12 protein-coding genes are annotated in these 16,482 nt (G+C 49.5%); 6 read left to right on the top strand and 6 right to left on the bottom strand.

Annotated elements, in window-relative coordinates; translation table 11 throughout:
• The first annotated feature begins 45 nt into the window (after positions 1-45).
• The 4 genes from SHEWMR4_RS17825 to SHEWMR4_RS17810 all read left to right on the top strand — a co-directional run bounded on the left by SHEWMR4_RS17825 (position 46) and on the right by SHEWMR4_RS17810 (position 5,152).
• Positions 46-1,389 carry a leucine-rich repeat-containing protein kinase family protein gene (locus SHEWMR4_RS17825; RefSeq protein ID WP_011624144.1) on the top strand — a complete coding sequence of 448 codons (1,344 nt, stop codon included), beginning with the start codon at positions 46-48 and terminating at the stop codon, positions 1,387-1,389.
• A 93-nt stretch (positions 1,390-1,482) separates the two neighbouring features.
• Positions 1,483-3,264 (top strand): tetratricopeptide repeat protein, encoded by a 1,782-nt coding sequence (locus SHEWMR4_RS17820; RefSeq protein WP_011624143.1) that lies wholly within the window; start codon positions 1,483-1,485, stop codon positions 3,262-3,264.
• Positions 3,265-3,426: 162 nt separating this feature from the next.
• Positions 3,427-4,425, top strand: coding sequence for an NAD(P)H-quinone oxidoreductase (locus SHEWMR4_RS17815; protein ID WP_011624142.1), 999 nt, complete (start codon positions 3,427-3,429; stop codon positions 4,423-4,425).
• A gap of 322 nt (positions 4,426-4,747) precedes the next feature.
• Positions 4,748-5,152: a hypothetical protein gene (locus SHEWMR4_RS17810; RefSeq protein WP_011624141.1), complete on the top strand. Its 405-nt coding sequence runs from the start codon at positions 4,748-4,750 to the stop codon at positions 5,150-5,152.
• 109 nt (positions 5,153-5,261) lie between these two features.
• On the opposite strand, the gene SHEWMR4_RS17805 is transcribed toward SHEWMR4_RS17810, so the two are convergent.
• From SHEWMR4_RS17805 to cutA, 5 genes are all read right to left on the bottom strand, one after another.
• The gene (locus SHEWMR4_RS17805) at positions 5,262-6,293 is read right to left on the bottom strand and encodes an aldose epimerase family protein (protein WP_011624140.1); all 1,032 of its coding nucleotides are present in this window, start codon (positions 6,291-6,293) and stop codon (positions 5,262-5,264) included.
• Between the two features lie 117 nt (positions 6,294-6,410).
• Positions 6,411-7,556, bottom strand: a complete 1,146-nt coding sequence (galK, locus tag SHEWMR4_RS17800) for a galactokinase (protein ID WP_011624139.1) — start codon at positions 7,554-7,556, stop codon at positions 6,411-6,413.
• Between the two features lie 284 nt (positions 7,557-7,840).
• Positions 7,841-9,478, bottom strand: a complete 1,638-nt coding sequence (locus tag SHEWMR4_RS17795) for a cation:proton antiporter family protein (protein WP_011624138.1) — start codon at positions 9,476-9,478, stop codon at positions 7,841-7,843.
• 152 nt (positions 9,479-9,630) lie between these two features.
• Positions 9,631-11,472, bottom strand: coding sequence for a protein-disulfide reductase DsbD (locus tag SHEWMR4_RS17790; protein WP_011624137.1), 1,842 nt, complete (start codon positions 11,470-11,472; stop codon positions 9,631-9,633).
• Positions 11,469-11,792 (bottom strand): divalent-cation tolerance protein CutA, encoded by a 324-nt coding sequence (cutA, locus tag SHEWMR4_RS17785; RefSeq protein WP_011624136.1) that lies wholly within the window; start codon positions 11,790-11,792, stop codon positions 11,469-11,471. The genes SHEWMR4_RS17790 and cutA overlap by 4 nt, the downstream gene beginning before the upstream one ends.
• Before the next feature lie 223 nt (positions 11,793-12,015).
• On the opposite strand from cutA, the gene SHEWMR4_RS17780 reads away from it, so the two are divergent.
• Both SHEWMR4_RS17780 and SHEWMR4_RS17775 read left to right on the top strand, forming a co-directional pair.
• On the top strand, positions 12,016-12,636 hold the full coding sequence (locus SHEWMR4_RS17780) for an FxsA family protein (RefSeq protein ID WP_011624135.1): 621 nt from the start codon (positions 12,016-12,018) through the stop codon (positions 12,634-12,636).
• Between the two features lie 190 nt (positions 12,637-12,826).
• A complete protein-coding gene (locus SHEWMR4_RS17775) occupies positions 12,827-13,210 on the top strand; it encodes a hypothetical protein (RefSeq protein ID WP_011624134.1) in 384 nt (127 codons plus the stop codon).
• Between the two features lie 181 nt (positions 13,211-13,391).
• Here SHEWMR4_RS17775 and SHEWMR4_RS17770 read toward each other — a convergent pair whose 3' ends face one another.
• Positions 13,392-16,481 carry an efflux RND transporter permease subunit gene (locus SHEWMR4_RS17770; protein ID WP_011624133.1) on the bottom strand — a complete coding sequence of 1,030 codons (3,090 nt, stop codon included), beginning with the start codon at positions 16,479-16,481 and terminating at the stop codon, positions 13,392-13,394.
• Position 16,482 lies beyond the last annotated feature (1 nt).

Below are 16,482 nucleotides of genomic sequence, written 5' to 3'. Positions count from 1 at the left end.
AATGGGCTAAGATAGCGGTGTTTTTTCATCGCTGTGGATTAGAGAGTGCAGACGTTAGCGCAGTTAAAAGCGGGACAATTACAAGGGATTACTCGGTTACAATTGGTTGAAGACTTAACCGAGTTTCCGCGGGAGATCTTTGAGTTAGCCGATACCCTTGAGATCCTCGACTTATCCAATAACCAGCTCAGTTCACTGCCCGAAGATTTACCTCGTTTAACCCATTTGAAGATTTTATTTGCTTCAAATAACCGTTTCGAAGAGCTTCCCGAAGTATTAGGTCAATGTCCGAAATTGGAGATGATTGGCTTTAAGGCGAATCAAATTCGTTCGGTTCCTGAGACCTCATTGCCCTTGCAGACCCGCTGGTTGATCTTAACGGATAACCAAATCACCGCCTTGCCCGAACGTATGGGGCAGTTGCATCGCCTGCAAAAATTAGCCTTGGCAGGCAATCGATTAACGGCGTTACCTGAGTCTATGGCACAGTGTCGTAACTTAGAGCTAGTGCGTTTGTCGGCAAATGCTTTAGCCGCGCTGCCGAGTTGGTTGCTTAAGCTTCCTAAACTCACATGGCTGGCGTTTGCGGGCAATCCCTTTAGTCATACGTTGGTCGATCCCCATGCCGATGTGGCCTGTGTGCCAAATGTGTCATTGGCGGATATCGCTCTCGGTGACAAATTGGGTGAGGGCGCCTCGGGTATTATTTATCAGGGGCGTTGGTTAAATTCTGCGTTGGTTGCCGCCACGGGGACTGAGCAGATCGCGGTTAAGCTATTTAAGGGCGAGCTGACCAGTGACGGTTACCCTGCCGATGAATTGGATTGTTGTTTAACCACGGGCGAGCATCCAAATCTCATCAAGGTCTTAGCGCATATCAGCCAGAAGGATCAGCTAGGGCTAGTGATGGCGTTAATTCCCCAAGGATTTTATAACTTAGGTTTACCGCCCTCACTCGAAACCTGCACCCGAGATACCTTTAAGGGCGGTACCGAATTTAGCCTTAAGGGCATTGCCAAAATTGCTCAGCAGTTGGCCGAGACCTTAGCCCATATGCACGCCCAGCAAATCAGTCATGGGGATGTGTATGCGCACAATATGATGATTAATCCGCAGATGGCGCTGTTGTTTGGTGACTTTGGCGCAGCCTCAAACTTAGCAAAGCTGCCGCCATTGGCGCGAGATGCCATGCAGGCCATTGAGGTGCGGGCGCTAGGCTGCTTGATTGACGACTTATTGCCCTTCGCTGGCGCCGATGAAGACGAAGCGATGCGAGCTCAACTGCGGCAGTTAAAAGATCTCTGTATGCAGCCGGATTTATCTTGCCGCCCACGCTTTACTGATATTGCCAAGACATTGGCGGCACAGCATTTAAGCTCGCGCGCGTAGCAAAACTCAAAGGGTGGTTCCATTGGTGAAAACCGATGTAGAGACATTTGAACAAGAGCGACTAAATCTCATCAGCAATGGAGAGCTGGCATTATGAGTTTGATTTATAAAGTGGTTTGGCTAGGCATCATCCTGAGTCTAAGCCTTTTTAACTCTGCGCCAGTTTGGGCTGGATTTTGGGATAGTCTGTGGCAGCGGGAACTGCCCGTCGATCAAACTACACCACCCAAGGATGCGCAGCGCTTTGAATTTTCAGGATCTTTACCCTCTCATACTCAGCTAGAATTGGTGGGTTATTACACTTCCTCGGCTTGTACCCGTAAAGAAATCCGTTTCCCGAATGGTGATATTGCCAATCCCTATCGTGCCACGCTCAATAAAAGCTCAGTATTGCGTCAATCGCTTGAAAGTGGCGCTACCGCGACATCATTCGGCCTCTCGTTAGCACTGCAAGGGGGCGGTGATTGTGATTGGCAGTTGGAGGATTTAGTCCTCGATCTGACTCTGCTGCCAAGCCATCCCGTGTGGCAGAAAGTACAATCATTGAAAGACAAATACCTACATATATCGCCATTATTAACATCGAATGAGTTGCCCGCTAAAGCTTCGCCCCACGATGGGTTTTATCTGAGTCAGGAGCTGACTATCGAGCCCGTGCTTGCTGGCAGCGAAGAAGATACCAATCTGGTTGCGGCGTTGCCGCTTAGCCTCAATCCCGTGTATTACCCTGTGGTGATTTACAGCCCCAAGACCGACAGCCCCTTTGAGGTAAAGCTTAAGAGTAATCTGCAATCGAGCAGCCGTTTATGGTCAAGCGCGGCGACACAAATGGTGCGATTCGATAAACAGCCAGTGCTGCGGGTGCAGTTTAATCCAGAAATTCTGACAGATTATCAAGTGAATGTGTGGCGTCAGCCAGAGCATATTTCGGTGCATTACCCCGATGGCACTGAGTATCGTTATCCGCGTGGGGATGTTCACCTCTATGCCTATGGTAAGCCTGAATCTATGCTCAATACCTTAAGCGCAAGTGCCAAGGCCGAAGATAAGCGATTGTTAGCGCAAATCTATTGGGCAGGTCATGCGTTGACGCAGGATAAAGAAAAGGCGCGAAAATTCTATCGCGAGGCGGCCGAGGGCGATGACTTAATCGCTATTCAGTGGATGCAATCACAAGCTGCCTATGCGGGCGAGGTTGAGCTGAGCCGTTATTGGTTACAACGCGCGGCTAGGCTTGGGGATGTCGAGGCCAAACTGGAACTTATTCGTCAGCCGTTTGAGACCATACTGCAAGGCAAGCCGAATACAGCCGAGGCAAAAAGTGCGGAAGTGAAGGCTTGGCAGCAGTTAAATCGGTTGGTTAGCCAAGGTGTCCCCGAGGCCATGAGTATGATGGCGCTGTACCAAGCATTGCCTTGGTCGCCCTACCATGATGAAACGGCAGCGTTAACTCACTATCGTATGAGTGTGCAGGTTGATCCGGCCTTAGCCCATAGCGCCGCCAGTGATTACTATTATTTGCTCGAGGATTTTGAACAAAGCCAAGAGTTTTGGCAGATTGCCGCCGAGCGGGATTTGTATGCTGCCGCAGAATATGCGGATATTCTGTTAAAACCCGACACGCGTGATGCGCACCAAGTTCGCATCTGGCTCGAAAAAGTGGTTTCGCAGGGCGCTAAACAAGGGATGCAGCGGGATGTGTTGGGGCGTGCCTATTTTCAGCTTGCGAGCCTACTCGATACGGGCGAAGGTGGCAGCGTTGAGCCAGAGCGCGCCCTTGCGCTCTATCAGCACAGCATTGAACTGGCTAAATCCTTTACGAATGATTACGAAGCTAAGGCCAAGGCAAGAGTTCAAGCGCTTGAAAAGCTTTGAGAGACATGCCAGTTTTAGTGTTTAAACTTGGGATAGTCTAGCCCTATCGTCGCTATGATTATCGATTTATCCCCATATACAGCTATGCCTGAAATGGCTGCTAACGAGCCGTGAAGACTGCCTTGTTAGCGGCAGTACTCTGTATTCTCCTAGGAGCACGTTATGTCCGAATTACCCCATGATTACACGCATATTTATCTTGAGCAGCCCGGCGAGCCTGAGGTGATGCAGCTGACACGCTCGCCATTGCCCGTACTGAGTGCTGGCCAAGTCTTAATTCGTAACTGTGCCGTCGGGGTAAATGGTCCCGATATCAAACAAAGGATGGGAATGTATCCGCCACCACCTGGGGCCTCGCCGATTATTGGGCTGGAAGTTGCGGGGGAGATCTGCGCCTTAGGCGACGGCGTGACCCAATGGCAACTGGGGGATAAGGTTTGCGCCTTAGTGCCCGGCGGTGGCTATGGTGAGTATACCTTGACCTATGCAGTCCATTGTTTACCTATCCCACAGGGCTTTTCTGAGGTGCAAGCCGCGGCGCTGCCCGAAACCTTTTTCACTGTGTGGGGCAACCTCTTTATGCGCGCGGGACTCAAGGCGGGTGAAACCGTGTTGATCCACGGCGGCTCGGGTGGCATTGGCAGCACGGCGATTTCCCTTGCTAAGCACCTTGGTGCGACCGTGATTACGACCACGGGGCAGGATGAAAAGCGCGACTATTGCTCGGGATTAGGCGCCCATCTGGTGGTGAATTACAACACCCAAAATTTTGTTGAAGAAGTCATGGCCTTTACTCAGGGTAAAGGCGTCAATGTGGTGTTTGATATCGCTGGTGGTGACTTTATCAACTTGAATCTTCAAGCATTAGCCTTGGATGGCCGCATGGTGTCGGTGTCGACTCAGCGTAGTGCCAAGGCTGAAGTGAACATTCTGCAGCTGATGGCCAAACGTATTGTGTGGACTGGCTCGACCTTAAGACCTCAGACCGTAGAGGCAAAAGCCGAAATCGCCAAGCAATTAGCCGAGCATGTTTGGCCTTTGCTCGATAGCCAGCAAATCGTGCCGCATATCTGTGCCACCTTTCCTCTGGCCGAGGCTGCTAAGGCCCATGCGCTGATGCAATCGGGAGAACATAGAGGCAAAGTCGTATTAACCTTGTGATCCCACTGCGCTACATATGTGTAAAGGCGCTCGCCTCAATCCTTTGATGGAGGTGAGCCGTCGAATTAAAACTTGCTGTGATGTTTTTTTAGACTAAAGTCGTTAATGACAAAATTTTTTAGAGACTTTGGCCGAAATTAATGCGTAATAAGTGAAAATTTCATGGTATGAGGCATTGATTATCGGAAATATTCTGTAAAAATACCCAGTTGAAAACGTCAGAGACTTTCCGGCGCTATTCGTGGATCAAAGCAAGCGACGCTTCGCTTATTCAGACTAAAAAACTCATAGTGTATGTGTTGATTTAAGGGTATTGGCATATATGTATAACACAGCAAAGAAACAGGTTTGGTATGGTGAGCTGAGAACATCGAAGGGCAACGCGATTGTCGTCCATGACAACCAGCTGCCAGAGGCTTCCCCTGGACGAATCTACCTCTACAATACCGAACGTGATGCTATTGTTGAGTATGTAGAAGACATCGTAAAAGTAAACCTACATGACTTAGATGATGCAGCGGTAAAAGCGGCTGAAGCTAAGTTTAGCGGCGCATGGAAAGCAGCTCGAGCTCAATTTATGGGCAAGCATCAAGCTCGTATCGACCTGAACAATGTGAAAGAGTCAGGCCCTGTTCGTAAGGCTAAGGCTGAGGTTGAGCCTGAAATTGAAACCGATGCCATTGGCGCCGATTTTGATGAAGATTGGGGCGATGATTTCGACGATTAACACTGAGTTTGCCTAGGGCAAATTTGGTTAGGGTAAGGAATAAATCACTTTATTCCTTACCAGCTTTTCCTTCCTTTATTCGACAAACTTATCCCGAAATGCACTCATTTTAGCCTTCAATATCAAATTGATAGCGGCTGATATGATGGTAGATTTTCCCCGGTACTAACCAAGCGTCATCACCCAGTTGGGGTTGATTGGGCGAGTCAGGCAATTTTTGCGGCTCAATACACACGCCCTGATATTGGTCCAAACTTTGTTGGTTTCGCCCTAGGGTTCCCGCTAAAAAGTTCGCGCAGTAGAGCTGCACGCCGGGCTGATTGGTAAAGACTGTCATGGCGCGACCACTGACTGGGCTCGATAGGCAGCCAAAACGGCGCAGCGCGCCATCGGGATTATCCATCAGATAACAATGATCATAACCTTGGGTGCTGGCCAGCGCCGGATCTTGGAGTTTATCCCCAAGAGTAACGCCCTGAGTTAAATCAAAAATACTGTTTTTGACCTCGGCTATCCCCGTAGGCACGCCCACCTCATTCATGGTGAGGTAGCGTGTCGCATCGATTTGCATCCGATGTTGATGATTGTTCGGCTGGCTGTCGAGGTTGAAGTAGGAATGCTGCGTCAGACTGACGGGGCAAGGTTTATCCACCGAGGCGAGGATTTCCACATAGAGATTATTGGCTGCGAGGCGATAGTCTAACTGGACAGTGCAATTGCCGGGGAAGCCCATGTCGCCATCTGGGCTGACTAGCGATAAACGCACACCGTCGGGAAGTTGGCCTAAGTGCCAGTTTTTTCGATTAAAACCTTCGCGGCCGCCGTGCAAGCAGTTGCTGGCCTGATTGATATCCAGTTGATATTCATGCCCTTGATATTGCATCTTGCCCATCGCAATACGGTTGGCAAAGCGCCCTGCGATAGCGCCAAGGTGGGCGTTTTGGGTTAGATAATCTTCGGCACTGTCGCAGCCAAGTACGATATTGGCGCGTTGACCCTGTTTATCGGGCGTCCAAAGTGAGCGAATAATGCCACCTAAGCTGAGCACTTCTAAGGCGATGATGCCATTGTCTATCCGCACACGTTCGATTTCACCGCCGCGGGGATCGGTCCAAGGATCTAGTACACTGAAACGCACCATTTAGCTTCCCTCTAATGTGATTTAACCGCTTGATTTTGCCTCTTAAAAACAACAAATACCATAGGTTGAATTCGTATGGTATTTGTTTGGAAGAATGGATTGAGCGTGATTGACGGACTAGATGTCGATGCGCCCCGCGCCAGCACTCGCGGAGCAGAGATACACAGTGGCATCGATTCCGGTCTGTTCATAAAATGCATGCTCGACCGCCGAGACCACGGCATCGGTGAGTTCGTGATCCACTAAGGCGACGACACAACCGTCGGTCATGCGAATGCCGCCACGCTCTCCAATCACTTGGCCGACTATGTCCACCAAAGTGTCAAATTCGGGCAGTGTCACCTCAAAATCATCCCGCAGAGATTGATGGGACTGTGCCATTAACAAACTGAATTTAGATAGATTATTTTGCTCTAGCGCCCGAGCGGCACTCTGAGTGCGTTTGTTTTCGGTGACTACGTGTTTGGCGCGGCGATACAGGGTGTCATCCAATTGATCTTTAGCACTTTCGAGCTGGCGCAGGTCGAGGTGGCGCAGGGCATCGAGACCAAAATGCTCGGCAGCCTGTGCGCATTCTTCACGGCGCTGTTGATTCGTTGCCGCCAGACGTTGTTTTTCGATATGGGCATCGATAATGATAAGGCTGAGATTTTCAGGGATCGCAATAGGCTCGCTATCCAGATCCAGACAATCGATGAGCAAGGCATGATCCGGTTCGCCCATGGCGCAGATCATATGGTCCATAATGCTGCAAGCCGATGAGACATATCGATATTCACCGCGCTGAGCGAGTTGTGCAACCGCCATAGGAGATAAATGCAGTTGGCTGCTGTCGCTAATGGCGGTGCCAAAGGCGACGACTAAGGCGCCGGAGGAAGACAGACCCGCGGCTAATGGCACATCGCCGACAACCGCTAAGTCTAACCCTTTGGCGATAAGCCCAGTGTTGGCCATGGCCACGGTCAAGCCTTTGAGATAATTAACCCAACCATCCTCAGGATTGATTTCGGTGTCTTTACCGAAGCTCCATTCCTTGATTTGCCCCGGAAAGGCGTCGGCAACGGCGCGAAACTTATTGTCGTCTCGGCGTTTAACCGCAATCACAGTATGAAAATTAATGGCGGCGGGCAATACGAAGCCGTCGTTGTAATCCGTATATTCACCGATCAAATTAACCCGACCTGGGGCTTGGTATAAATCATCGGCTTTAGTGCCAAAGGTTTGGACAAATAACTTAGTGGCGCGCTGCGCAGGGTTCGACATGCTGAGAAGACTTCCAAAAAAGCTGGGCTAAATTGCGTTCTTGTCTTCGATTTATATCACGACTAACTCAGTGTTGTAACTGAGATTTTGTAGGGTATAGACGATAGTCTCGTTAGGGAAAATCGATACAGAACAGGCAACCCATTCGCGTAGTTTGATGCATAATTACAATTGATTGATTTTAATTGTTTTTAACATTTTGAGGTGCGAGATAAATTGGCTCAGGTAGTTAATTTCCTGAGCCAACATCAGACTAGATAAGATGATTTTTATTCAAGGCTAGCTTAAGCGGTGCGAGAGTTTGTGTCCTCAGCATTGGCTTCGACCGCTGCGCGGGTTTCAGAATCGGGTAACAGCTCATGAATCACATGGTCGACAAAACCCGCCCCCGCCGCTTCGTACAAGTTATACACACTGTGTACACCAGAGGTTCTCAGTGAGGCGGCATCATCGCCGTATTGCACGATGGCGCTGAGTTTACCCTGATAGTTCAGCTTCTTAAGCTGCTCAACGGCGAACAGATTACCCGTATGGTGCGGCATGGCCAGCAGCACTAACTCAAGATTCGGTGCTTTGTCGAGTTTCTCCCAAAAGTCGGTATCCGCGGCATCCCCTTGAACCACATTACGGCCATTGGCTCGGTGTAAATCCACCAGTTCCTGCTTGTGTTCAATCCCGAGGATTTCACCATCGAAACGCGCGCGCAGTTCATCGTAGGCTCCGCTACCAATGCGGCCCATACCTAAGATCAAGAAGCGGGGATTACCTATGGCAATCGGCCTGTCTTCTGGGTGAAGCGGAGGCTTCTCTAGCCTTATCAGACGTTGTTGGAAGCGTTGATAAATATTGCCCACGGTAGCGTTGAGTGGCGCCGCAAATAAGAAGCTGAAACTTAAGGCTACGGCGATAATCACCAGCCATTGTGGTGGTAGCCAACCTTTGCTGGTGGCAACGGCGGCCACGATAAGGCCGAACTCAGAGAAGTTACCTAAGTTGAATGAGGCCAACATAGAGGTGCGTGAACGCAGCTTAAAGCGAGTAAGAATGTAGACGAACAACAGGATTTTTAACGGCACTAACAGCACCAGTAATGCCGCGAGCACCACATCGGATACCGTGGGTAAACCATTGAGACCAATGGTTAAGAAGAAGGCGACAAGGAAGAGTTCTTTAAAGTAGAACAAGGATTTGGCCAGCTCAGAGGCCTTTTTATGCCCCGCGAGTAAAATCCCGATGATAAGCGCGCCGAGATCCGGTTTGAGGCCGACGGATTCAAATAACCAAGCGCCGACAACCAGCGCCATCACTAATCCAAATAGCACTAAGAGTTCGCCGTGGCCGACACGGTCGAAGGCTTTGTAAATCAGCGGTTTTGCCAGAGGTAACAGCAATAGCGCCAGCGCCCAGACTGATGGGACCGCCCCCTTAGAAATGGTTAAAAATACCACGGCAAAAATATCCTGCATAATCAGGATACCAATGGCGACGCGGCCATAGAGTGACTGCACATCGCCTTTATCTTCCAACACCTTAATCGCGAATACCGTACTGGAGAAGCTAAGCGCGAAGGCGATTAAAGACAGTTGTGCCACGCTCAAACCGTCGAGCTGGCTTAAGCCAATCAGGCCGAGGATTTTGAGTATGGGAATAAACAGCACCATGGAGAGCACTAAATGTATGCTCGAGCCCGCCCAGACTTCGGCCTTAAAGAGGCTACGAATATCGAGTTTTAGGCCAATGGCAAACAGTAATAAGGTGACCCCGAGGTTAGCGAGTTCTTGTAATAGGGGCAGGCTTTCTTTTTCAATACCAAAAACAAAGAGTACAAAGCCTGCCACTAAGTAGCCGATCAGGGGAGGCAGCCCTATGCGGCTAACCAGCATGCCGCAGATAAGTGTAATGATGAGAATAGCCGGTTCCATAATGCTCCAATCTAAAAAGTCCACGTTAAACAGGGATTGTATAAGAAATCGATGACAGCGTGATAAAAAAGCGGACTTTTAATGAAAAAAGTCCGCTTTTTATTGGTTTTACGCTAAAACGGCGCAGTGATAATTTGGCGCTTTAGCCGAGGTTATTTCACTAAGTGATCTAAATGGGCGGCAAATTCTTTCGGTCCCATAAAGCCAGTCACTCTTAAATCTTCCCTTTGCTCGCCTTGCTCATTAAACATCAGCAGCGTGGGTAAACCGAGGACATTGTATTTCTCCAGCAGTGCCACATCAATGGCATCACTCTTAGTCACGTCGGCCTGCAATAACACTATTTTATTCATCCGCGCTAAGACTTCGGCGTCCTTAAAGGTGATGGCTTCAAACTCTTTACAGGCCACACACCAATCGGCGTAGAGGTCCAGCATCACGGGCTTGCCCGCAGCAGTCGCTGCGGCGATTTCACGGTCTAAATCTTCAATGGATTTAATCCGTTTAAAGCCGTGTTCCTCCTCAGTTGTCGCCACGCCGCCCATTGGCGCATGGGTAAAGCCAAAGTGGCCCATGACCGCTTGGAAACCGTAGGAGAAGCTGGCCAACAGCGTGAGTGTCAGCAGCACTGAGCGCACGGTTTGTTTCCAGTTAAAGGCGCTGAGTTTGTTTTGGTGCATCAGGTAACCGGTAAAGCTAATGCCCCACAGCGACCAGAGCAGATCGGAAACCACGCCCGTCCAAATACGGCCAAGCATCACAATCGATACCGCAATCAGGAGGAAACCGAACACGGTTTTAATGATATTCATCCAAGCGCCAGCGCGTGGCAGTAACTTACCACCCGAGGTACCAATGATGAGTAGCGGTACACCCATACCCATACTCAGCACGTAGAGCGCGAGGAAACCTTGCAATAAATCGCCAGTTTGCGCCACATAGACTAAGGCGCCTGAGAGCGGGGCCGTAGTACAAGGTGAGGCCACTAATCCTGAGATCACCCCCATCAAAAACACGCCAACTAAATTGCCGCCCTTTTGATTGTTTGAAATCGAGTTCATCTTCTCCTGCCAGCTAGAAGGCAGTTTGAGATCGTACAAACCAAACATGGATAAACTGAGCACAAAGAACAGGATTGCTAAAAAGATCAGCACAGCGGGATGCTGTAGCGCCGCTTGGTATTTCATCCCTGCAGAGGCAACCACTAGACCTAAAATCGAGTAGGTGATCGCCATACCTTGCACATAGGCCATCGACAGGGTGAAGGCTTTGGCGGTTGATAGTTTTTGCCCTTGGCCGACAATAATGCCCGATAGGATCGGATACATAGGGAAGACGCAAGGCGTGAGCGCCAGACCAATCCCTAGGCCGAAGAAGATCACTAAGGTCCAGAGTAAACTGTCGTTAGACAGCATCTGGCTTAGGCTGTCCTGCTGAGTAATAGGTTGGCTTGGGGCGCTACCTGTTTGCTTAGCATCAGCAGTGGCGGTAGGTTCAGTCGTTTCGTTGCTGTCTGCACCCGTTGCAATGTTCCCATCATTGGCCGCGACAGCTTTTAGGGTCACATCACGTTTGGTCGGTGGATAACAGAGTTTACCCTCGGCGCAGCCCATAAAGGTCACGCTTAAGGTGCCGTTATCATCGGCTTGTTTCAGGCCAACGGGAATATCGATATAGGTGTAGTAAACCTCTTGCTCACCGAAATATTCGTCGTTGTGGGGCTTACCCTTTGGCAGGTCGATGGTGCCAAGTTCGGCGCCATTGACGCTAAATTTGAGCTTATCCCGATACATATAATAGCCATCGGCAATCACCCAATTGAGGGTGACCTTATTACCTTCTTGCTTAAAATCGAAGGCAAAGGCTTGATCGACGGGCATTAACTCGGGTTCGCTTTTTAGAAAACCAAAGCTATTGGCGAAGGCGTTGCCACTTAGGGTGAGAGACGTAAGGAACAGTAACGCGGTGAAAATAAGGCTAAGTAGTTTTTTCATGGCTGAGTGTTATCTTTTATCCAATCTAAGTAGGCTGGTAGCCCGTGAGTCACGGGTACGGCAATAATTTCAGGCACTTGATAAGGGTGGAGTTTTAGCACAAGCTGTTCTAACTCGGCATAGCGGCTTTGTAAACATTTAATGTGTAAGCTAATTTCTTGCTCCTCACAGATTTTTCCTTCCCATGCATAAATGGAGCGGATCGGCGCCGAAATGTGCACGCAAGCGGCGATGCGCGCGTCCACTAAGGCGCGAGCGATGCGTTTGGCTTGAACTTCATCAGGGCAGCTAGTGCTGACCACGAGATACTGAGCTTGCATGGTGTGAGGTATCGTCCCTTAACAATCTTAAACTTCGCTTAAGGCTATTAGGCTAAGCTACTTTACGTGTTTTTATGGTCTCATACATTAAGCTGGTAACAAAACAGTGAGCTAAATATCAGAAGTTTCACTCCTTTACAGACAGCTCCTGCCGAATGACTTGAATTAAGACCGGATAGCCCCCATTTAGTTTTCAAATAAGCGAGATAAATCTGAGGTCGGTATGTTTTTAATCCTGTTTTTATTATTTGTGCTGATCCCAGTTGTCGAACTGTCAGTGTTAATTCGTGTGGGCGAAGTGCTTGGCACTTGGACCACTATTGGTCTGGTGTTATTTACCGCCGTGTTGGGTGTATCCCTCGTGCGTAGCCAAGGACTGAGCACGCTGATGCAAGTGCAGCAAAAACTCACCCGAGGCGAGGCGCCAGGACAGGAAATTGTCGAAGGCATGATGTTAGCCATGGCGGGTGTATTGCTGGTTATTCCTGGCTTTGTGACTGATTTTATTGGTCTATTATTACTCACACCCTTAACGCGCCGCCCGATTGCCGCCTTAGTGTTTAAGCGTATGCAGCTGCGTGTGGTGTCTGGTTTACAGGGCGGTATGCACGGCGGTTTTGGTGCGGGTCCATTTGGACCTCATTCTGGCTCGCAGTCGAATCCATTTGGCCAATCTCCCTTTGAGCAACATACTCACTCCGACGGCAATGTGTATGAAGGGGACTTTGAGCATAAGGCCGATCCGAGCGATAAACGGCCCGAGAGTCATCAATTGACCGACCAAGACCTTGATGCGAAAGCGAATGAGCCTAAAGACGCTCAGCCAAAAGATCCAAAAGCTTAGCATTTATACTGACAGATTAATCAGTTAACTTATCTTCATTCTGCAAACTCCCATGGGTGCAAACCTTTGGGAGTTTATTTTTATTTGGGCTTTGTCACGATAGTCTGCGGTGGATCACTCCTGCAACCTTTGCTTCGATTTAGGGGCGTACTATAGTAAACCTCGAACATATTATTCATGGAGGTTGAATATGCACCTAACTAAGTTAAAGCTGATGTCGGGATTATTGTCTGTCGTAACTTGCTCGCTGATCACCTATAGCGCCGTGGCAGGGCCCTTAGATCCTAATTGCGACCCCGAAAAAGTCGCCAAAAATGCGGCGGTCAAGGCTACCACGGGTGTGAGTGGCCGTTGTACTCCGGAGAAAGCCGCTGAGCGCAAGGCGGAAGATGCTAAGGACGCCGTTGGCGATGCCAAGGATAAAGTCACCGACAAGGTCGATGATATCAAACCCGACGATAAGCTATCCGACAAAGCCTCCGATGCGCTGAAGCAAGATAAGCACGAACACGACAAGCACGATAAAAAAGAGGGAGTTGATGCCAAGAAAGTGGTGAAAAAGGTCGTTAATTAACGCCTGACTCGATAGTTATCCCGTCTTACCTACCGCGCCTAGATTTTGTCGATAACCAAGATGAAATTTAGGCATTTTTGTATCAGTGTGCTGGCGTGCAAGCGGAAAAGAAAAGGCCAATCGATGAGTAATGAACTGCATCGATCGGCCACGCCGGGAAGCGTTTAGGGGGAGTGCTGTGCTAGTTGTTGACTGCACCAGCTACTGCATTCGGTTTGATATTGAAGGCTAAGCTGTACATCACTGGCAGCACGATAAGCGTCAGCAATGAGGCAAAACCTAAACCAAAGATGATAGTGATCGCCATGGAGCCGAAAAAGGCATCGGGGATCAGCGGTATCATCCCGAGCATTGTGGTGATCGCCGCCATTAACACTGGGCGCACACGACTCACGCTCGAATCGACAAGGGCGGCGTAGGCGGGTTTACCTTCACCGAGCTCTAGGTTGATCTGATCGACCAACACAATGCCATTTTTAATCACCATGCCCGAGAGACTCAGTAGGCCCAGCAGCGCCATAAAGCTAAAGGGAGCATCGAATAACAGGAGTCCGGCTGACACCCCAATCAAGGCGAGTGGCACGGTAAACCAAATCACTAAGGGCTGACGCACAGAGTTAAATAGGAATACTGTGATTAAAAACATCACTAAATAACCCATAGGAATCGAGCTAAATACCGCCGTTTGCGCTTCACCTGCTGTCTCATACTCGCCGCCCCACTCTAAGTGGTAGCCCGTTGGCAAGCTGATGGCTTCAACCTTATCTTTTACTTTGTGTAGTACAGAATCGGCGGTTTCATCGCTGCCAAGCTTAGGATCGGCCAGTACCGCTAACATCCGCATCCGGTCGCGACGTTTTACCAATGGATTTTCCCACTGGGTCTCAAACTGACTGACCACTTGTGTGGCTGGCACAAAGGTATTGTGCTCGGTGCTCCAAATTTGCAGCTTCCACAGGCTGTCCGCCTGTAAACGCTCTTCGGCTGGAGCGCGCGCAACTATGGGCAGCAAATGACTGGTTTCACGGTAAAGCCCGATTTGTTTACCGCTAAAGTTAATCAGCAGCGCATTATCCAGATCTTGCTTACTGATCCCTGTCTCCCTCGCTTGGGCGTTTTCCAGTTGCGGGCGGATCAAGGGCACTTGATTGCGCCAGTCATGGCGAATACCGTCCATACTCGGCTCTGCATTGAAGATAGCTTCGGCCTGTGCGCCCAGCGCACGCAGCACCTCAGGATCATCGCCGTAGAAGCGTGCTTCAATCTTCGCGGCCGGAGAAGGGCCGTTTTCCATATTCTTGAATCGATATTGCGCCTGTGGGAATCGTTGATTTAACAGGGTTTCTAACTCTGGCATATAGACTTTGAGCGACGCTAGATCCTCCATCTCGATAATCAGCTGCGCATAGGCTGGATAACCCTTTTCGGGTTGATAGGGCAGGATAAAGCGCTGCGCACCTTGACCGATCACTGAGGTTAAGTGTTTTAGGCCGCTGTGTTGCTCCTCGGCTTGCTTGAGTAACAGCTTTTCAATATCGGCGGTAAAACGCTCGGTACCTTTGATATCAGTGCCTTCGGGCATCCAAATATCCACAAAGAAGATTGGTGTATTCGACGCGGGGAAGAACACATTTTTGATATGACCAAAGCCAATCACGGCGCTAACGAGCATGACGCCGACCAATACAATGCTGGCGAGTCTAAAACGTAGGGCAAAGGTCAAACTCACGCGGTATAGGCTAAAGAACCAACCCTTGTAGGGATCCTGTTCTTCTTCATCATCGGCTGGCGCATCTTTAAACAGCAAATGGCAGAAGAAGGGCGTTAGGGTGATTGCGGTAATCCAACTGATAAATAAAGAGATCATTAACACTTGGAACAGTGAACGACAAAATTCTCCCGCGGCATTTTGTGATAAACCAATTGGCGCAAAGGCGATAATCGCGATAACGGTGGCGCCAAGCAGTGGCCATTGGGTTTGCGACACAATTTGCTTGGCGGCTTCGAGGCGAGTCTTACCACGACGCAGGCCAATCAAAATGCCTTCTGTCACTACAATGGCGTTATCGACCAGCATACCTAGGGCGATAATCAATGCGCCGAGGGAGATAAGTTGCAGCTCAATACCCAGCACTTTCATCACGATAAAGGTGCCGAGAATGGTGAGCAGCAGGATTAAGCCCATCAATAAACCTGAGCGTAAACCCATAAACAGCAGGAGTACGGCAATAACGATGGCGATGGATTCTAATAGGTTGATTAAAAAGCCGTTAACAGTGTCATCTACCGCCAGGCTCTGGTTATAAACCGTGTCTAGGTTCATTCCAATCGGGCGCTGTGACTCCAGCTCGGCAAGGCGCTGACTCACACTTTTACCGACTTCAACCACGTTAACACCGCTAGAGAAGGAAATCCCCAGTGATAAAGCCGTCTCGCCACGGTTGTGATAGAGCACATCCGGGGTTTCATCGTAATCTTTTTCTATATTGGCAATGTCACCAAGATAGATAAGTTCGGTGCTACCGGGCGGGCTGACGATCAGACGCGCCAGATCCTGCACACTGCTAAATTCCCCGGTGGGATGGATACGAATGCGATTATCGCCAACCACTAAACTGCCTGCATTGGAGACTACGTTTTGGTTGTTGATCAAGCCGTAGATATAGCTTTGGTCTAGTCCCAGTGCCGAGAGTCTTTGTTGGGAAATTTCAATCACAACTTGCTCGGTGACGCTGCCCGCCACTGAGACTTTTTTCACGCCGGGTACCAGCACGATTTCGCGGCGTAAATAGTCCGCATAATTGCTTAATTCGCGGTTGCTATAATCGGGGCCTGACAGGTTAAATAAAATGCCGTAGACATCGCCAAAGTCGTCAAATACCTTGGGCGTACTGGTACCGGGAGGCAATTGCCCTGCGGTGTCGTTGACCTTACGACGCACTTCATCCCATACCTGAGGCAGGCTGGTTTTATCGTAATTTTCTTTAATCTCAATTTGGATCTGCGACAGGCCCGCACTGTTGATTGAGGTGACATGTTTCACCGCATCGAGTTGTTGCAAGGCATCTTCGAGGGGAAGGGTAACTTCTTCTTCCACTTGCTCCGGTGACGCACCTGGATAGGCGGTGATCACTAGGGCTTCTTTAATGGTAAATTCGGGAAATTCTAATTGTCCAAGACCCGTAAAACTCACGCCACCACCGACAAGTAGCAGCAATACAAACATCCAACTGATGACTTTGTGGCGGATAGAATACTCTGCAATATTCATG

This window comes from Shewanella sp. MR-4, assembly GCF_000014685.1.
In the GTDB taxonomy this organism is placed as follows: Bacteria; Pseudomonadota; Gammaproteobacteria; order Enterobacterales; family Shewanellaceae; genus Shewanella.
Note: the sequence above shows the minus strand (reverse complement) of the source record. Positions and strands in the feature narration are given on the sequence as shown.

Excerpts from the sequence above, each read along its gene's own strand:
- SHEWMR4_RS17820 (WP_011624143.1), top strand. The coding sequence starts at position 1,483 with ATGAGTTTGATTTATAAAGTGGTTTGGCTAGGCATCATCCTGAGTCTA.
- SHEWMR4_RS17815 (WP_011624142.1), top strand. The coding sequence starts at position 3,427 with ATGTCCGAATTACCCCATGATTACACGCATATTTATCTTGAGCAGCCC.
- SHEWMR4_RS17810 (WP_011624141.1), top strand. The coding sequence starts at position 4,748 with ATGTATAACACAGCAAAGAAACAGGTTTGGTATGGTGAGCTGAGAACA.
- SHEWMR4_RS17805 (WP_011624140.1), bottom strand. The coding sequence starts at position 6,293 with ATGGTGCGTTTCAGTGTACTAGATCCTTGGACCGATCCCCGCGGCGGT.
- galK (WP_011624139.1), bottom strand. The coding sequence starts at position 7,556 with ATGTCGAACCCTGCGCAGCGCGCCACTAAGTTATTTGTCCAAACCTTT.
- SHEWMR4_RS17795 (WP_011624138.1), bottom strand. The coding sequence starts at position 9,478 with ATGGAACCGGCTATTCTCATCATTACACTTATCTGCGGCATGCTGGTT.
- SHEWMR4_RS17790 (WP_011624137.1), bottom strand. The coding sequence starts at position 11,472 with ATGAAAAAACTACTTAGCCTTATTTTCACCGCGTTACTGTTCCTTACG.
- cutA (WP_011624136.1), bottom strand. The coding sequence starts at position 11,792 with ATGCAAGCTCAGTATCTCGTGGTCAGCACTAGCTGCCCTGATGAAGTT.
- SHEWMR4_RS17780 (WP_011624135.1), top strand. The coding sequence starts at position 12,016 with ATGTTTTTAATCCTGTTTTTATTATTTGTGCTGATCCCAGTTGTCGAA.
- SHEWMR4_RS17775 (WP_011624134.1), top strand. The coding sequence starts at position 12,827 with ATGCACCTAACTAAGTTAAAGCTGATGTCGGGATTATTGTCTGTCGTA.
- SHEWMR4_RS17770 (WP_011624133.1), bottom strand. The coding sequence starts at position 16,481 with ATGAATATTGCAGAGTATTCTATCCGCCACAAAGTCATCAGTTGGATG.